General features: G+C 40.2%; 14 protein-coding genes and 1 other annotated feature. Of the genes, 11 read left to right on the forward strand and 3 right to left on the reverse strand.

Annotated elements, in window-relative coordinates; genetic code table 11:
• Positions 1-736: 736 nt before the first annotated feature.
• From LF817_RS07085 to LF817_RS07095, 3 genes are all read right to left on the reverse strand, one after another.
• The gene (locus tag LF817_RS07085; protein WP_253935093.1) at positions 737-1,657 is read right to left on the reverse strand and encodes an ArsR/SmtB family transcription factor; all 921 of its coding nucleotides are present in this window, start codon (positions 1,655-1,657) and stop codon (positions 737-739) included.
• A 1,072-nt stretch (positions 1,658-2,729) separates the two neighbouring features.
• On the reverse strand, positions 2,730-4,124 hold the full coding sequence (locus LF817_RS07090) for an MFS transporter (RefSeq protein WP_253935094.1): 1,395 nt from the start codon (positions 4,122-4,124) through the stop codon (positions 2,730-2,732).
• A gap of 17 nt (positions 4,125-4,141) precedes the next feature.
• Positions 4,142-5,956, reverse strand: coding sequence for a glycoside hydrolase family 2 protein (locus LF817_RS07095; RefSeq protein WP_253935095.1), 1,815 nt, complete (start codon positions 5,954-5,956; stop codon positions 4,142-4,144).
• A 543-nt stretch (positions 5,957-6,499) separates the two neighbouring features.
• Between LF817_RS07095 and spoIIGA the strand changes: the two genes are divergently transcribed.
• The 11 genes from spoIIGA (at position 6,500) to ileS (ending at position 16,419) form a co-directional block, all read left to right on the forward strand.
• On the forward strand, positions 6,500-7,417 hold the full coding sequence (gene spoIIGA / locus LF817_RS07100; RefSeq protein ID WP_253935096.1) for a sigma-E processing peptidase SpoIIGA: 918 nt from the start codon (positions 6,500-6,502) through the stop codon (positions 7,415-7,417).
• 19 nt (positions 7,418-7,436) lie between these two features.
• Positions 7,437-8,153: an RNA polymerase sporulation sigma factor SigE gene (sigE, locus tag LF817_RS07105; protein WP_253935097.1), complete on the forward strand. Its 717-nt coding sequence runs from the start codon at positions 7,437-7,439 to the stop codon at positions 8,151-8,153.
• An 82-nt stretch (positions 8,154-8,235) separates the two neighbouring features.
• Complete coding sequence (gene sigG, locus LF817_RS07110; protein WP_253935098.1) at positions 8,236-9,015, forward strand: RNA polymerase sporulation sigma factor SigG; 780 nt, start codon at positions 8,236-8,238, stop codon at positions 9,013-9,015.
• A 97-nt stretch (positions 9,016-9,112) separates the two neighbouring features.
• The gene (locus tag LF817_RS07115) at positions 9,113-9,379 is read left to right on the forward strand and encodes a YlmC/YmxH family sporulation protein (protein ID WP_253935099.1); all 267 of its coding nucleotides are present in this window, start codon (positions 9,113-9,115) and stop codon (positions 9,377-9,379) included.
• 63 nt (positions 9,380-9,442) lie between these two features.
• Positions 9,443-10,240, forward strand: a complete 798-nt coding sequence (gene pgeF / locus LF817_RS07120; protein WP_253935100.1) for a peptidoglycan editing factor PgeF — start codon at positions 9,443-9,445, stop codon at positions 10,238-10,240.
• 15 nt (positions 10,241-10,255) lie between these two features.
• The gene (locus LF817_RS07125) at positions 10,256-10,924 is read left to right on the forward strand and encodes a YggS family pyridoxal phosphate-dependent enzyme (protein ID WP_253935101.1); all 669 of its coding nucleotides are present in this window, start codon (positions 10,256-10,258) and stop codon (positions 10,922-10,924) included.
• A 25-nt stretch (positions 10,925-10,949) separates the two neighbouring features.
• Complete coding sequence (locus LF817_RS07130) at positions 10,950-11,408, forward strand: cell division protein SepF (RefSeq protein ID WP_253935102.1); 459 nt, start codon at positions 10,950-10,952, stop codon at positions 11,406-11,408.
• 3 nt (positions 11,409-11,411) lie between these two features.
• Entirely contained in the window at positions 11,412-11,681 is a 270-nt protein-coding gene (locus LF817_RS07135) for a YggT family protein (RefSeq protein ID WP_253935103.1), read from the forward strand.
• 277 nt (positions 11,682-11,958) lie between these two features.
• Positions 11,959-12,732, forward strand: a complete 774-nt coding sequence (locus LF817_RS07140; RefSeq protein WP_253935104.1) for a YlmH family RNA-binding protein — start codon at positions 11,959-11,961, stop codon at positions 12,730-12,732.
• A 78-nt stretch (positions 12,733-12,810) separates the two neighbouring features.
• Positions 12,811-13,356, forward strand: a complete 546-nt coding sequence (locus tag LF817_RS07145; protein ID WP_253935105.1) for a DivIVA domain-containing protein — start codon at positions 12,811-12,813, stop codon at positions 13,354-13,356.
• A 45-nt stretch (positions 13,357-13,401) separates the two neighbouring features.
• Positions 13,402-13,623 (forward strand) — a binding site (T-box leader).
• A 45-nt stretch (positions 13,624-13,668) separates the two neighbouring features.
• Entirely contained in the window at positions 13,669-16,419 is a 2,751-nt protein-coding gene (gene ileS, locus LF817_RS07150; protein WP_253935106.1) for an isoleucine--tRNA ligase, read from the forward strand.
• Positions 16,420-17,224: the final 805 nt, after the last annotated feature.

The following is a 17,224-nucleotide window of genomic DNA, read 5'->3' on the forward strand; positions in this document are numbered from 1 at the left end:
TAACTTTTGGGGTCTTTTTTTGAGAGAAATACAGTGGCTAATAATTGTGAAGGAACATCTTAAAGGTTTCCTATCATGTTAACTATAGGCTGAGAAATTTGGAAATTTGAGCAGTACTCCAAAAATAGTATGTCTAGGAAAAACACCTTATAAAGAAAGTGCCTCTACAGTGAACTTTTATGGACTTAAGAAATAAGGTGTATTATGGTGAGAAATTATTATCTTAAGGGGAATTGAAACAAAGTTTGATATTAAAATTGGCTGGTTTCAGTTCAGTGCAATACCGAACTAAAGCCAGCCAATCAGGTGAAGAGAACTCTAGTTTATAGGGAGTCCAACCTTTTTCACGCCTTTTTTATAGGCTTTGTTAAAGGTGGTTGTTGATAGATATTGATAAGTGAGTTATTCAACAATATGGCAGGAGGGCGGAAGGCTCGGTTTCGAGATATTGGGTAGGTGGATCAGGGCGGCATGGAATGACTCGCTTTCCGTGGGAGCGCGCTGAGCTTCCTCGGACGTCCCATCATACGGGATCTCACCAAGCACTCTCTTCCCACAGCTTACCCCCCCCTAATACTTATGAATAATAACTATCACATAAACCACAGGGGGGATTATCCAGCCCCAGCGCTTAGCGGCTACTGAGACTTCCTTCGCTTCAATGAGTGTTTTCGAGCTGTTACATTGGATTGCTTCTTTCTATTCCGTATGTGTGTACTACAAAATTAAAATTGATTCAGTTCTTAGCTTCGTACTTAATATTCATTATGATTCCTTGCTCGTAATTACCGAATTTTGAACCGAATAAATTCATGCCGCCCTTATTTTGGGCATCTTCTTTAATGCCTAATTTAAATGCAACGTAGGGATGCTCGCTTAAATTAAGGTCTCCTATGGTTACGTCAGAAGCTTTTTCATTGTCAATAAAACAACCATCTTCATTGATTTTCCATTGTTTCAGTAAACCAAACTGGGTCAGGTTTGTTCGCCACCAATCTGGAGTAAGGGACCCTCGCTCCCCTCCGAAGTCACCTGGAGAAGTCCATGTGGAAGTTTCTGTATGATTGACCCAAGTTGTTATATCAGATGGCCAGTCAAGCTTATAGTTGGGAGCTTCGGAACAAACCTCTGCGCTAAACGAAATTTCCTTTACTTTGTACCCATAAGGAATTCGGTTAGGAAATCTGTATTCTACATAGCCATCCCTAAAGAATAAAAGTTGAGCCTTCTTTCGTTCTGTTTCATAGAAAGAACGAGGGTCGTCCTGGATGCCAATGTATTCCCGGTCGCTAACGAGTCCACAGTTCGGATAAACATGACAGTCAAGATAATCCCCAATATTCATTTCAATAGAAAGTTCATGTTCATTAGTCTGCTCTTCCATATTGAATAAATCGATGATGATTCTATCGTAGTTAATGGCACTTACTTTCTGAGTACCTCTTCCAGGAACTAGTTCCGTCACAATGAGATCAACTTTTTCTAATTTATTTACGTGGGAAGCGGTAGTGGAAAAAGGAAGATTCAATTTCTCAGATAACTCGTTGACGTTGTGCGGCTTTTCGCTTAATAAATCCAATATTTTTACACGGGTCGGATTAGATAGTGCTTTATTGATTGGGAGCATATTTTCAAAAGTTAATGGTAATTTTTTCACAAGGGAAGCCTCCGTATACGAGTGTGTCTTTTATTTAAGTATAACAAATTAATGCAAAAATAAGGGACGCAAGCATGACTGTTGAAATTATGTAATGGAAAAACGAGCAGGCACTGTTAATGTACTTTCATATGGGTAAGGTGTGCACGAGATCTTTTTCTACATGTTTATAATTTGCATTAGCTCCCTATAGTGGAAGATTCAGTTTCGAGATGTTTAGACGGTTTCCGTTATGTTTAACAGAGGTAAGAGCTCCGGGAAATCCCTCCCTTTCCGTGGGAGCGCAGTGAGCCTCCTCGAGCTTCGCTCTCCGGGGTCTCACCAAGCACTCTCTTCCCACAGGAGTCTCGCGATTTCCCGGAGCTCTTAGCGATCATTAGTAGAACGGAAGCTCTTATGACAGTACTTCTGTACCTAAGAACACTGAAAAATTAATTATGAATTTTTTCACTTAGACATAGCTAGTGATAGTGTGAAACATCACCTCCGCCCATGGAGTGTGCCATACCCAAACGGAAGTGATTTCTTTCCTTAATTAATAAATGAAAACGTGAGAGATGAGTACCAAGCATCTTCCAATTGTTTACGGCATTGCACCTTCAAGAAAAGCGAACTTTGATGGCAGCACACTGATTGGTCTAACATAGGTCTCTTATTAATAAACTTGAGGCAGAGTACAATATATTCATTGGGCAGGGATATGAAATTTTAACGGTAGGGTTCGTTTCTCACTTTTATCGAATGGGGTGTTGGGAAGCTGCGAGACTCCCGTGGGAGAAGGATGTAGGCGAGATCCCACAGGGCTGAAAAGCCCGAGGAAGCTCGCCACTTCCCCCACAGGAAAGCGAGTAGCTTCCAAAACACCCCTGACTCTAAATACGGCAACGAACCCAGACTATCTCGAAATCAAGTCTTACACTATCCTGCCATATTGTTTAATAACTATTAATGACAACGAACTTTAAAATAACTTTCAAAAAGGAGTGCAAACCTGATTTGGTTTTGCACTCCTCATTAACCTATTGTGTTTTCATAGTACTGTATCCGTTCGTTCCAATCAGCATGATTAGAATTAACTTTGAGGAGCCGTTTCCTCCTTTTGTTTTCTAAGGTGTATCTTCTCAACAGTTTCCTTGTACTCTTTCTCCGTATAGGAATAGAAATACATGATAATGAAGCGAATGATCGATCCGAGCGCAGGGAGCAGGGCTATGACAAAGAAAAGCATGTTCAGCGTAAACTCACTTTGGGCCTGATTTGATTGATAATTAATCGCGGTTAAGATCAGCCCCGTAGCCCCTCCAGAAACAGCCACAGACAACTTCCCTGTAAACGTTTGTCCTGAGAAGATAACAGCTTCATTACGTTTTCCGGTTTTCCATTCTGTATATTCTATTGTTTCTGCGAGCATTCCAGAAATTAAAGGTCCTGTAGTTGTGTACAATAGCATTGTGATTCCTATGAAAATGAATGAAACTACAACACTAGAGTAACCAAGACTAAACCAAATGATCCTAATGACTACATCTGCAGCTACAATCACCATCAGCATATGTTTTTTCTTATACTTCAAGTTCAGCTTAGGGATAATGAAAAAGCCGATACAGCTGGCAAAACTAATGATCCCAAAAATGGTCATGAATGAAGCGCTTCCAAGATTATACGTAAAAAAGTATATGTTCAAGGCTTGCGTGATGTTCATAAAGACATTACAAAAGAAGACAACCAGTATGGCAAACATCGGCTTGTTGGCTCTAATTGCACGTACGCCATCTGAAAATTTCACTTTTGTTTTAGGAGGTTTGACTCGTTCTTTCGTATTTTTGAAGCCATTTAACATAATAGGGAGTGCAATTGCCATTAATACAATGGTAGCCAGCAAGTAGCCTTGTCCCAAGTCACCTCTACCGAGTAGTTCGGTAAGAGGTGTAAAAATAGTTGGTGACAATGCGATTCCTGTAAAAACACCCATGTTTGCGAAAGTAATTAACTTTGTTCTCTGTTCGGCCTGCTGACTCATAACGGACGATAGGGACCAAAAGGGAACATCAGAAGCCGTATAAATCATTCCCCATAAAATATAAGTTCCCCCGGCATAAATGACTTTTGCCGTCATACTAAGCCCATCCAAAGGGAGAAAACAAAGGATAGTAGATATCACGATAAGAAAGGGCATGTATTTAAGATAGGGTCTGAATTTTCCATGTTTTGAATGTAACGTATCCATCATCGAGGCCATAAGCGGATCATTTACAGCATCCCACGTTCTTGCGATAAGAAAGATGATACTTGCCGCAGCTGCAGAAATTCCTAGAATGTCAGTATAGAAAAATAAGATATATGAACCTATTAACCCGAAGCTGATACATTGTGCAAAACCATATCCAAAATAGGAAGCGATTTCTTTTTTTCGAATGTCCTCTTTCAATTCCACATCAGTTTGTGAGTGATTTTTAGCTGATTCCATTTTTTCTCCTCCTTTTGTTATTCAAAAATAAACCCATCAGATTTTTTAGCTGATAAAACTTTACAGATTTGACTTGTATCAAATTTTTCCTCATGGTCATGATTTAAAAGGCCGTTAACCTCTTGCTCTACGTCAGATAACTGAGTGTAACAAAAGCCCTGAATAGAATCAGTGTCCATAATGGCTTTCATTAACTTTTCGAAACGTATTAATGCATCCTCTTTCGTTTGAGGTCTAGATCCATAACCCCAATCATTTTGATTTAAATCAGGAGCAAAAGCGATTCCCCCAAACTCACTCATTATAATGGGTTCTCCACCATATCGATAACCTCGGGCATAATTTTGTTTTCTGCTTGTTTTAGAGGGGCTTCCATTTACGTACTTTTCTTTGTTTTCATAGCTTCTAGCAAGTTGCTCTGCATTGGAATTGTAATCATGAATTGTAAGAATATCTGTTAACGTGTGTTCCCATCCGTCATTTCCAACGATGAGACGAGAGGAATCCAGTGCTTTTGTTTGATAATAGAGAGCGTTTATAAAACTCTGCTGATCTTTTCGATGGTAGATTTCATTAACTCCCCATGATTCATTCATTAATGTATATACAATAACGGATGGATGATTAATATGCTTGTGGACCATTTCTCTGCTTTCTTGAAGCATGGCATTCATTGATTGATCAGTAAATCGGAAGATGCTCGGCATTTCTGCCCACATGACTAGTCCCAGTTGATCGCACAGGTAAATATATCTGCGATCGGCAATAGTTTGATGCCGCCTCACTCCGTTAAAGCCCATGTCTTTGACTTTTGTGAGGTCATTTTTCATTTGTTCGTAGTCAGCAGTCATCAATGCGTCTTTATAGTATCCTTGATCGAGAATTAGTTTTTGATAAAAAGTCTCACGGTTTAGCAGTATTTTGTCATCAGTAACCTCAATACTGCGCATACCGAAGTAGCTGTCTACCTCGTCCATTACTTCATCCTCACCTCGTAAGACAAAAGAAATGTCATACAACTGTGGTGAATCCGGACTCCAGTAAAATACCCGAAAGTCAGCTTGATCCGATTCAACATCCACGGTCATCTCAACACGGGTTTGATCTTTTTTCACTGCGGCTCCTACGGTATTGATCCATTCTCCCTGAAAATAGACATGAGCTTCCACATAAGCTTCTGATTGATGATGGGGGAGCCATGTTTCAAGTTGAAGAGTAGACTGCTCGATGTTTGGTGTCATTTTTACATGTTTAATATGAAGGGGTGAAACTTCTTCAAGCCACACCGGCTGCCAAATTCCTGTGGTCCGTGTATACCAGCATAAAAAGTTAGAAGATTTCCAGGATTGTTTTCCTATAGGCTGCTCTACACTATTTCGATCTTCCACTCTTATTACAATCGAATTATCCCCGTGTTGAACAGCTGACCCGATTGAGAAGCTAAACGGTGTGTGTCCTCCTGTATGCTCACCAATAAATTGACCATTGACCCAAACTTTGGTGTAATAATCAACTGCTTCAAAATGAAGGAGTAAGTCCTTCTCCATAGGTTTATCCCAATAAAAATTTCTTTTGTACCATACAATTTCATGATTCTCATTTAAATGGATGCCGGACATTTTACTTTGGTAAGCATATGGAACTTGAATGTTTTGAGAAAGTTTTTCCGGAGAGTTAGGCCAACCATTTTGTTCGCCAATATCACGATCATCAAACGTGAATTCCCATTCTCCATTTAAGTCGTACCAATAACCTCTTTTAAACTGTGGTCTAGGGTATTCCATTTCTGTGGATTGCTTTTTTACTAATCGATATGCAGAGCTCACGACCATTACTATCGCTCCTTTTCTAATAAAAAAAGTAAGGGCTTTCATTTATTAAGTACTATTATTACATATAAATAAGTTTCATTACAATAAAAATAGTAATAAAAAATAAATTTCTTTGAAAAGCTACTACAAAATTAAAAGCCCCAGTCGAATGACTAGGGCTTTTAAATTATTGTTAGGGTTATTACTCTCAAGTTATAAACTTCCGTTATATAGAATACATACTATTCTATAATGACCAGTGTCAGGATGATTTTTTCGTTTCATTACTTATGAAATAATTACGAGTTCCACTTATATGAGGGGAAGGAGGTAGACGAGATTCCATCGTTAAGACTGAGGAGGAAGCTCATCACTTTCTCCCACAAGAAAGCGAGTAGCTCTTAACTCTTTATACGGGAGCAATCCATAACACCTTCAACCTACTCATATAAAAAAGCTCAAAAACCTATCCTCTTTCCGACAAAAATAGCTTCTTAGCAGCTCATGTTTTGACAGACTTTTTAATGGTACACACTTATACTGATTAATAAATACAAAAGAGAGGTGGGGAGAATTTATCTAGATGCTGTATGGATGCTGAATTTGTTGATGGATGGGATGATTCTGTATTTAACCCAAGGGTTGACAAGAGCAAAAACTTCAAACTTTAGAATCTTTGCAGCAGCACTGATAGCTTCAAGTATTGTTCCCATTACCGTACTGCAGCCCGATTTATGGCTGGCTTCGACTTTAGGCAAAACGTGCTTTTCCATCCTCATAATTTTTGCAGCTTTCTCTTTTGTATCTTTTCGATCCTTGCTGATCCAATGGCTGACATTTTATTTCGTAACTTTTGCAATTGGAGGAACTTTAGTAGGCATTCATTTTCTCTTCAGCACCCCTATTGAGGTGAACGGGGGTCAAGTCATAACGTATTCCACAGGTTTCGGTGATCCATTCAGCTGGCTTTTTGTATGTATTGGCTTCCCAGTGTCCTGGTTATTCACGAAATGGAGAATGGAACAAATTCAAGCCCATCGTCTAAAAACGGAGGATCTTTATCGTGTGAAAGTTGTCTTTAACAACAACTCTATAATGTGTACAGGCTTAGTCGATAGCGGCAATCATCTTTTCGATCCTATTAGCAAGAGAATGGTTTTTTTAGCAGACCGTAACTTATGGAGAAATTTTTTACCTGATGAAACTTTGAATCAGCTCGTTGGTGACGAAATGTTAGACGCTTTAGAGCAGCTGCCTGATCCATTCAAATCTTCAGTTCAGCTTATACCTTTTCAAGGTGCCGGCAGCAGCGGTCAGCTTATGGTCACCTTTTTAGTGGATTCTATTATTGTGTTTACGGAAGAAGGGGAATTGCGAATTGAGAAACCGTTAGTGGGTATTCAGGATCATGATCTTACTTTTGATCGGATGTATCAAATATTGATTCACCCGCACGCTTCTTTAAAAGGGATTTCTGCATAGTCGAGGGGGGAAAATAGCGGTGAAGTTGTCATTTAAGTTGAAGTTTTGGCTTTATAAAATAGCCATTAAATTAGGAATTAAACAAAAAGAAATTTATTACATTGGTGGAAGTGAAGCTCTGCCCCCGCCATTATCAAGAGAAGAAGAAAAAGACCTCCTGGAGCGGCTGCCTACTGGAGATAAAGCAGCAAGAGCGATGCTCATCGAAAGAAATTTACGCCTGGTCGTTTACATTGCTCGTAAGTTCGAAAACACCGGGTTGAACATAGAAGATTTAATAAGCATCGGCACCATCGGATTGATTAAGGCCGTGAATACATTTGACCCTGAGAAGAAGATTAAATTAGCTACCTATGCTTCAAGATGTATTGAAAATGAAATACTGATGCATTTAAGGAAAAGTAATAAACTGAAAACAGAAGTTTCTTTTGACGAACCTTTAAACGTGGACTGGGATGGAAATGAGCTGCTTCTTTCAGATATTCTGGGCACAGAAGAAGATCTCATTACGAAAGGAATCGAAAAGAAGGTAGACAAAAAGCTTCTCAAGTCAGCATTGGAACAGTTGAATGATCGGGAAAAAGAAATCATGGAGCTCCGCTTCGGCTTAATAGGAAAAAAAGAAAAAACTCAAAAAGATGTAGCGGACATGTTAGGGATCTCACAGTCTTATATCTCAAGGCTTGAAAAGAAAATAATTCGTCGATTACAAAGAGAATTTGATAAAATGGTGTAAAATTTTAATGACAATTTATGCATAATTTTACCTTCCAAGGAGATACTGAAAATGGATTAAAGCTTCTTGGGAGGGTCTTACGTTGACACGACATAAAGTAGAAATATGCGGTGTAGATACATCAAAGCTTCCTGTACTTAAAAATAAGGAAATGAGGACCCTATTTGAGCAACTGCAATCAGGGGATCGAGAAGCAAGAGAGGTCTTAGTCAATGGAAACCTCAGGCTCGTTCTTTCTGTGATACAGCGATTTAATAATCGCGGAGAATACGGAGACGACTTGTTCCAGGTCGGCTGTATCGGTTTAATGAAATCGATTGATAATTTTGATTTAAGTCATAATGTTAAATTTTCAACTTATGCCGTACCTATGATCATCGGAGAAATAAGACGGTATCTAAGAGACAATAATCCCATACGGGTCTCAAGATCGCTTAGAGATACAGCTTACAAAGCTTTACAAATGCGCGAGAAAATGATCAGTGAAACATCCAAGGACCCAGCACCTCATGAGATAGCTGACAAAATGGGGATCCCCCATGAAGACGTGGTTTTCGCTATGGATGCCATACAAGATCCAGTGTCATTATTTGAGCCTATATATAATGATGGAGGCGATCCTATATTCGTGGTCGATCAGTTGAAGGATGATCGTGAGAAAGATTCGAATTGGCTGGATGAACTTTCTTTGCGTGAAGGAATGAAAAAATTAAATGAACGCGAGAAAATGATTCTGACAAAACGATTTTTTCAAGGGAAAACCCAAATGGAAGTCGCTGAAGAAATCGGAATTTCTCAAGCACAGGTCTCCCGGTTAGAAAAAGCAGCTATTAAAGAAATGAATTCATCTATGTTCCAATAATATGAAAAAACATCACTGACTATTCAGTGGTGTTTTTTTGTGTTTAGAAATGGTCGTCAATCTTGTGCATATACATATAAGGAGGAGGGATCTTTCAATGAAAATTTCTGAGCTTCAAGTGAAGGATGTCATTGCAATGGAAACGGGAGAAAGGTTAGGATATATAACTGATTTAGATATAGACAGTCAGCGTGGTCAGCTTAAAGGGCTAGTATTGACATTGAAAGGCAAGGCAATGGGTCTTTTTGGAAAAGATGAGGAAATGGTGATCCCATGGAACCAGATCGTGAATATCGGAGCCGACGTCATACTAGTCAAAAAAACAGGGTTTAGTAGTAAAAGTGAGGACCAAAAGTTCGAATAACAGGATTAGGTTAGGAAAAAAGGTGAATAATGTGGTAAAATGAAGGGAAATTGAGGTGTTATTATGACCGAACCCTTCCAACGTAAGTCAAAAAAATACTATACCTGTGTCGAGGCTAATCAAGTCATTGCGGGAATATCAAGCAGGGAAGACGGATACAGCGAAGTTCCGTTTTCATCATTGAATATGGGACTTCATGTATCAGACAATGAGAAAAGTGTGATTCAAAATAGAAAAGCTTTAGCAGAAGAACTTTCTATTCCTTTAGAGAACTGGGTTATGGGTGAACAGGTTCACGGAACTAGTGTTGCCGTCATCACACCAGAAGATAAGGGGAAGGGGGCCTTTTCTCAAGGCTCAGCAATCACTGGTACAGACGGAATGATTACGAACCATAAAGATATTTTATTAACGGCTTTTTATGCTGACTGCGTCCCTTTATTATTCGTGGAACCAGATAGCGGATGGATTGGTATAGCGCACGCAGGATGGAAAGGCAGCGTTCATGAGATAGCCAGGCATATGGTGGAAAAATTATCTGAACAGGGTATCGCACCCACACAAATTCATTTAACGATTGGTCCAAGCATTAGCCAAAAGAATTATGAAGTTGACGACCACGTAATGAGTCATGTGAAAGACGAGTTGAAATCCAAGGTCTCTGAACAAATTTCTAAAAATAAGTTTAAACTCGACTTAAAAGAGCTAAACAGACAAATAGCGATCAATGCTGGTATCTTAAATGAAAATATAAGACTCACAAATTACTGTACGTACGAAGATCAAGCATCATTTTTCTCCCATCGACGTGACCATGGGCAAACGGGTAGAATGCTTGCTTTTATTGGTCGTAAAAGTTGAGTAAGGAGGTTACATATGAGTGTTTCAAGTCAACTATCCAGAATAAAGGAAACCATAAATGAAGCTTGCGAAGAATGCGGCAGAGACGCTGAAAACATTACGATTATAGGTGTGACCAAATATGTTTCCATCGATCGTGCAAAAGAGACTCTCGCCGCCGGGGTTACAAATCTTGGTGAAAATCGAAAAGAAGAGTTCCTTGAAAAATATGAAGCGATAGGTAAGGAAGCTATTTGGCATTTCATCGGGTCCTTGCAGTCCAGAAAAGTGAGGGATGTAATCAATGAAGTAGATTACATCCATTCATTGGACAGGAAGTCACTGGCTAAAGAAATAAATAAACGTGCTGACCGTATTGTTCCCTGCTTTGTACAGGTGAATATAAGCGGAGAGGAATCCAAACACGGTCTTGCCCCGGACGAGGTTGAAAAATTCATTGAGTCCATGGCAAACTATGAAAATATTAAGGTGGTAGGCCTTATGACCATGGCGCCTCATGAGGATCAGGAAGAAGCACTTAGAGCGGTATTCAGAAAGCTTAGAGCTTTACGGGATATCATCAGAGATAAACAAGAACCCCATGCACCTTGTGAATGGCTGTCTATGGGGATGAGCAATGACTATCGGCTGGCGATTGAAGAAGGTGCGACTCACATCAGAGTAGGCTCAAGTCTAGTGGGTTAAAAAATAGGAAAATGAGGTGAGTGGAATGAGTATGAAAAATAAATTTAAATCGTTTTTTACTTTGGAAGATGAATATGAATATATGGATGAAGATACAATGGATGATAAGCAGGAAGAAACCACTCCTCCAGCTTATAGAAACAAACAGCAGCAGCCATCTGAGCATCAAAATGTTGTGAGCTTAAAGAGTGCGAAGAACTCCTCAAAAATGGTTCTTAGTGAACCGAAGAATTACAATGAAGCTCAGGAAATCGCCGATCAGCTAGTGAATCGCAAAGCGGTAGTCATCAATTTACAGCGTGTTGATCATCAGCAGGCAAAGAGAATTGTGGATTTTTTAAGTGGAACCGTTTATGCTATAGGTGGTGATATTCAAAAGCTGGGTTCTCAAACATTCTTATGTACACCAGAGAACGTTGAAATTTCAGGATCTATTTCTGAAATGCTGATGAATGAAGAAGAAGATATAAACAGAAGGTGGTAACTGATGGGGTTTTTGTTTCAGATTTTATTTACGGCACTTAATATTTACAGTTGGATACTAATCATTTACATTTTACTTTCATGGTTTCCGGGCGCTAAAGAATCAAGTTTCGGTGAAGTTTTATCTAGACTGGCTGAGCCATTTTTAGAGCCTTTCCGCAAAATTATCCCCCCGCTTGGCATGATAGATATTTCACCTATCGTCGCCATTTTGGTTTTACGTTTTGCGGCCTCAGGATTGCAGGAGCTCTATCGTATAATCATTACATTATAAGACCGAAGAACAGATCAGAAGCAGCAAGCGTCTTGTCTGTTCTTTTTTATCTGGAACTAATAATAGTAAAATGTCCGTTTCGTTCCTAACCAGGAAATGGCAAATGATATGAGGCAAGGTCTCGAGAGGTTCAGCTTAGGGAATGCTGCCGTTTTTCCAATAGTAAGCGAGTTATTTCCAGGCCCCAAATTCTCACGGAAAAGCTGCGAAACGATCTCCAAAAAGAGAGATTTTATGAAACAGGAAGAAGTTATGCATGTATATTGGAGGAAGAATGATGGAGATTTATCAGCATTTCAGAGAGGAAGAACGTCCTTTTATCGATCAGGTTCTTTCCATGCAGGAAGAAGTGAACATGCGGTACGAAAGGAAAGAAACGGATTTTCTGGATCCTCGGGAGATATTTATTTTTACGAGCTTAATGGGAGCACAGCCAGATCTCATATGGGATACTTTCGGCGGCTCTGAGAAGTCTGAGAGAAAGCGCGCCATTCTGGCTCCTGAGTATGAGGAAATCGGCCAGCAGGACTTTTCTCTAACCTTATTGCAAGCTTCTTACCCTGATAAATTCATCACCCTGGAACATAGGGATGTTCTGGGGGCATTCATGTCATTAGGGATTAAACGTGAAAAGCTCGGTGATCTTGTTGTTCAAGATGGAACTATTCAAATCATTGTAGCCGAAGAAATCAGTGATTACATAAGAATGAATTTTACTAGTGTTAGGAAGGCTAACGTCCAATTCGAAGAGAAGTCGTTAACTCATTTAATTGCAAGTAATGAAACTTGGAAAGTGAATGAAACGACTTTATCTTCTTTAAGGCTTGATGTCCTCGTAAAAGAAATTTACGGATTCTCAAGGAAAAAGGCAGGAATGCACATTGACGCGGGCCATGTTAAAGTGAATTTCAGAACGATAGAGAATCCTTCTTTTCAACTGCAGGAAGGAGACTTATTATCCTTGAGAGGAAAGGGTCGAAGCCGCTTGATGGAAATCCGCGGTATGACAAAAAAAGAAAAATTCAGAGTGACGATTTCGAAGCTTAATTAACGATCGGCAGGATTAGCTCACTATTTGTCGAAACTAGTAATATTGGAATTTTAAATAATGATCAGGGAGGTGGACGGTGTGCCTTTAACACCATTGGATATCCACAATAAAGAATTTACTCGCGGTTTTAGAGGGTATGATGAAGACGAAGTAAACGAATTTCTTGAACAGGTAATTAAAGACTATGAAATTGTGATTCGTAAAAAGAAAGAATTAGAACGTGAGGTCGAGCACTTAAATGAACGCGTCGGTCACTTCAACAACATTGAAACGACATTGAATAAGTCTATACTTGTTGCTCAAGAAACAGCTGAAGGAGTGAAGACGAGTGCTGACAAAGAAGCAGACTTGATTGTGAAGGAAGCCGAAAAAAACGCTGACCGCATAATCAATGAAGCTTTGGAAACGTCCCGCCGGCTTTCCTCGGAAGTTGAAGAAATGAAAAAGCAGGCGAAAGTATTCAAAATGAGATTAAGAATGCTCGTCCAAGCTCAAGTGGATATGATCGACAATGATGACTGGGATCATTTACTCGATACCCAGTTCCCCCATGGCGAAAGTCCAGCAGAGGAAAAACAAACTGAAAAAAATGCAGAAAAGGACTATGTAGAAAATAAGCCTTGACTAAATGACTAAAATTACATATAATTCATAAACACATATGAATATTTACATGCGTTGATAGGGAAAGTACTCAATGAACTAGTCAGTAACAAGCGATTCGGTGATGGTGAAAGACCGAAGCTGGACATTGTAGGAAAATCCCCCTTGAGCAGCTATGTTGAACTAGGAGTAAATATAGCCGAGTCGTTCACGATACGAATAAGATAAGTGAATCAGTTTCTTTACTGATTGATTAGGGTGGTAACGCGAGACCTTCTCGTCCCTTTAGGGATGAGAAGGTCTTTTTGTATAGATTTTAAAGGAGGAATGGCAATGGATTATAAAGACACGTTATTAATGCCAAAGACAGAGTTTCCAATGCGAGGGAACCTACCGAACCGCGAACCTGAGATGCAAAAATCCTGGGAGGAAGAGAATATATATAAGCAAGTTCAAGAACGTACAGAAGGGCGTCCTTTATTTGTTCTGCATGACGGACCTCCATATGCAAACGGAAGCTTGCATATGGGTCACGCACTGAACAAAACGTTAAAGGACTTCATCGTTCGATATAAATCCATGTCCGGCTATCATGCTCCTTATGTACCTGGATGGGATACGCATGGTCTGCCGATCGAGTCAGCACTGGCTAAGAAAAAAGTGGATCGCAAAAAGATGTCTTTAGCTGAATTCCGTGAAAAGTGTGCGGAATATGCGTTAGGACAAATCGATAACCAAAGAAATGAGTTTAAACGTATGGGTGTTCGCGGAGACTGGGACGATCCGTACATCACATTGGATAAAGATTTTGAAGCTGAACAAATCAAGGTTTTTGGCGATATGGCGAAAAAGGGCTATATCTATAAAGGGTTGAAACCTGTATTCTGGTCTCCGTCCAGTGAATCAGCTCTAGCGGAGGCTGAGATTGAATACCAGGATAAACGTTCGCCTTCGATCTATGTAAGTTTTGAAGTGAAAGACGGAAAGGACCTGCTTGAAGGCGGTGAGAAGTTCATCATCTGGACGACTACACCTTGGACTATTCCTTCAAATCTGGGTATAGCTTTAAACCCCGGGTATGATTATGCCGTTGTTAAGGTAGAACAGGAGAAATTCATCGTTGCGCATGATCTTCTTGAAAGTGTCGCCTCTTCTCTTGAATGGGAGAACTATGAGGTAGCTCAAGTATTTAAAGGAAAAGAAGCAGATCGAATTACGGCTAAGCACCCATTATATGATCGTGATTCGCTGGTAGTCCTTGGCGACCACGTTACTGTAGATGGAGGGACGGGGTGTGTACACACTGCTCCTGGTCACGGGGAAGATGACTTCTGGATTGGGCAGCAGTATGGTCTTGATGTTTTGTGCCCAGTAAATAACAAAGGTGTGTTTACTGAAGAAGCACCAGGTTACGAAGGATTATTTTATGATAAAGCCAACAAGCCTATAACAGATAATTTAAAAGAAGCAGGAGCTTTACTACATTTAGAGTTCATCACCCACTCCTACCCTCATGATTGGAGAACGAAGAAACCGACGATTTTCCGTGCAACGGATCAGTGGTTCGCTTCTATCAAAGATTTCCGTGAGCAGCTGTTAAGTGAAATCAATCGTATCGAATGGACTCCGAAGTGGGGCGAAACACGTCTTTATAACATGGTGCGCGACCGTCAAGATTGGTGTATTTCCAGACAGCGTACTTGGGGTGTCCCTATTCCTGTGTTTTACGGAGAAGATGGGACTCCGATTATTACAGATGAAACAATCGACCATGTAGCTGGTTTATTTAGAGAGCATGGATCTAATGTATGGTTCGAACGTGAAGCTAAGGACTTGCTTCCGGAGGGATTCTCTTCGGAACACAGCCCTAATGGACAGTTCACAAAAGAGACGGATATCATGGACGTATGGTTCGATTCTGGTTCTACACACCAGGCAGTCCTTCATCAGCGAAAAGAACTTCAACGTCCGGCGGATCTATATTTGGAAGGATCCGATCAGTATCGAGGCTGGTTCAATTCTTCCCTATCCACGGCTGTAGCTGTTACAGGTAAGGCTCCGTTTAATGGAATCTTAAGCCATGGTTTCGCTTTAGATGGAAATGGGCGAAAAATGAGTAAATCATTAGGGAATGTTATGGTCCCTGATAAAATTATGAAACAGCTTGGTGCTGACATCATTAGACTTTGGGTTTCTTCTGCTGACTATCAGGCCGATGTACGTATTTCGGATAAAATCCTGAAACAAGTGGCTGAAGTGTACCGGAAAATCCGTAATACGTTCCGTTTCTTATTAGGAAACCTTCATGATTTTGATCCGAAAAAGGATCGTGTAGCTGTTCAAGATCTCCAGGAAGTGGATCAGTATATGATGCACCGGCTCAACAGCTTAGTAAAAGATGTGCACACTGCTTATGAGTCTTACGAATTCTCTACAGTCTATAATAAAGTTCATAACTTCTGTACTATCGATCTAAGCTCATTTTATCTTGATTTTGCTAAGGATATATTGTACATCGAAGGCGAAGACCATCCTCACCGCCGGAGCATTCAAACGGTTTATTATGAAATCATCACATCGCTTGTCAAACTGATGTCTCCAATTCTCCCTCATACGACGGAAGAGGCTTGGAAGTTCATTCCTGGAGTTGAGGCGCATAGCGTTCAATTGACTGATATGCCGGAAGCTTCCGAGAAGGTTGATACGAACCTTGTTGAGAAGTGGGATCATTTCATGGAAGTTCGTGATGATGTATTGAAGGCTCTTGAAGAAGCTCGTAATGAAAAAGTAATCGGTAAATCGTTAGACGCAAAAATCTCAATTGTTCCTAGAGATGAAAAAACAAAAAATGTTTTGAATTCAATCGAGGAGCTTCATCAGCTTCTTATCGTGTCAGAAGCAGAATTGAGTGATGAAGCATCTAATGCGAAAGAATATGATTATGTAAACGTGGAAGTAACGAAGCATTCAGGAGAAAAATGTGAGCGCTGCTGGGTTTCTTCTCATGAAATAGGAAAAGATCCAAACCACCCAGATTTGTGTACTCGATGTGCTGCAGTTGTTGAAAAGCATTATGTCTCTTAAATGTTAGATTGCTGCTTGACACTGTGGAGCATGAGAACAGCTGGATTTTCACGCTGAAAAGAAGTATGTTTCTCACCATAGATAACAGTGTAAATAGCAAAGAAAACGCTTGGATTTTAATATCCAAGCGTTTTTCTTTGTTAATTTGTCTTGTTAAACTAAAGCTCCCTTTAGTGGAAGACTCAGTTTCGAGATGTTTGGACTGTTTCCGTTATGTTTAACAGAGGTAAGAGCTCCGGGAAATCACTCCCTTTCCGTGGGAGCGCGGTGAGCCTCCTCGAGCTTCGCTCTCCGGGGTCTCACCAAGCACTCTCTTCCCACAGGAGTCTCGTAATTTCCCGGAGCTCTTTGCGATGATTAGGGGGTACGGAAACACCGATTTCAGGATGTCAGATGCTGCGCTACAGTTATGATAAAAAATTGATATTGATCGGTTTATCCCTATAAACAACCGCTTCACCCCAAAAAAATAGATGGTCGTATGCTGATTTTCATAAACATGCGGCCCATGTTGAACAGCTGCAATATTCTCACTGGAAAGGGATAAAGAAGACGCTACTTCTTGCAAAAAGGGTTCATTTCTAGCTTACTTTCACGGAAATGAAAAGGGTTTTAGGAAATGTGCGAGGCTCCTACCTTTGAAAGCGGAAGCACTTCTTTCAGCGGCGTATGGACTGGACTGAGCTGGCGAAGAAAAAAATATTCAAAGAACGGTATAAGAGGGTTCGTTCATCTCATCGCGATTGGTGTGGTTGAGAAGCTGCGAGACTCCCGTGGGAGAAGGATGTAGGCGAGATCCCACAGG

Origin of the sequence: Halobacillus sp. A1 (assembly GCF_024189295.1) — a bacterium.
Classification (GTDB): domain Bacteria; phylum Bacillota; class Bacilli; order Bacillales; family Halobacillaceae; genus Halobacillus_A.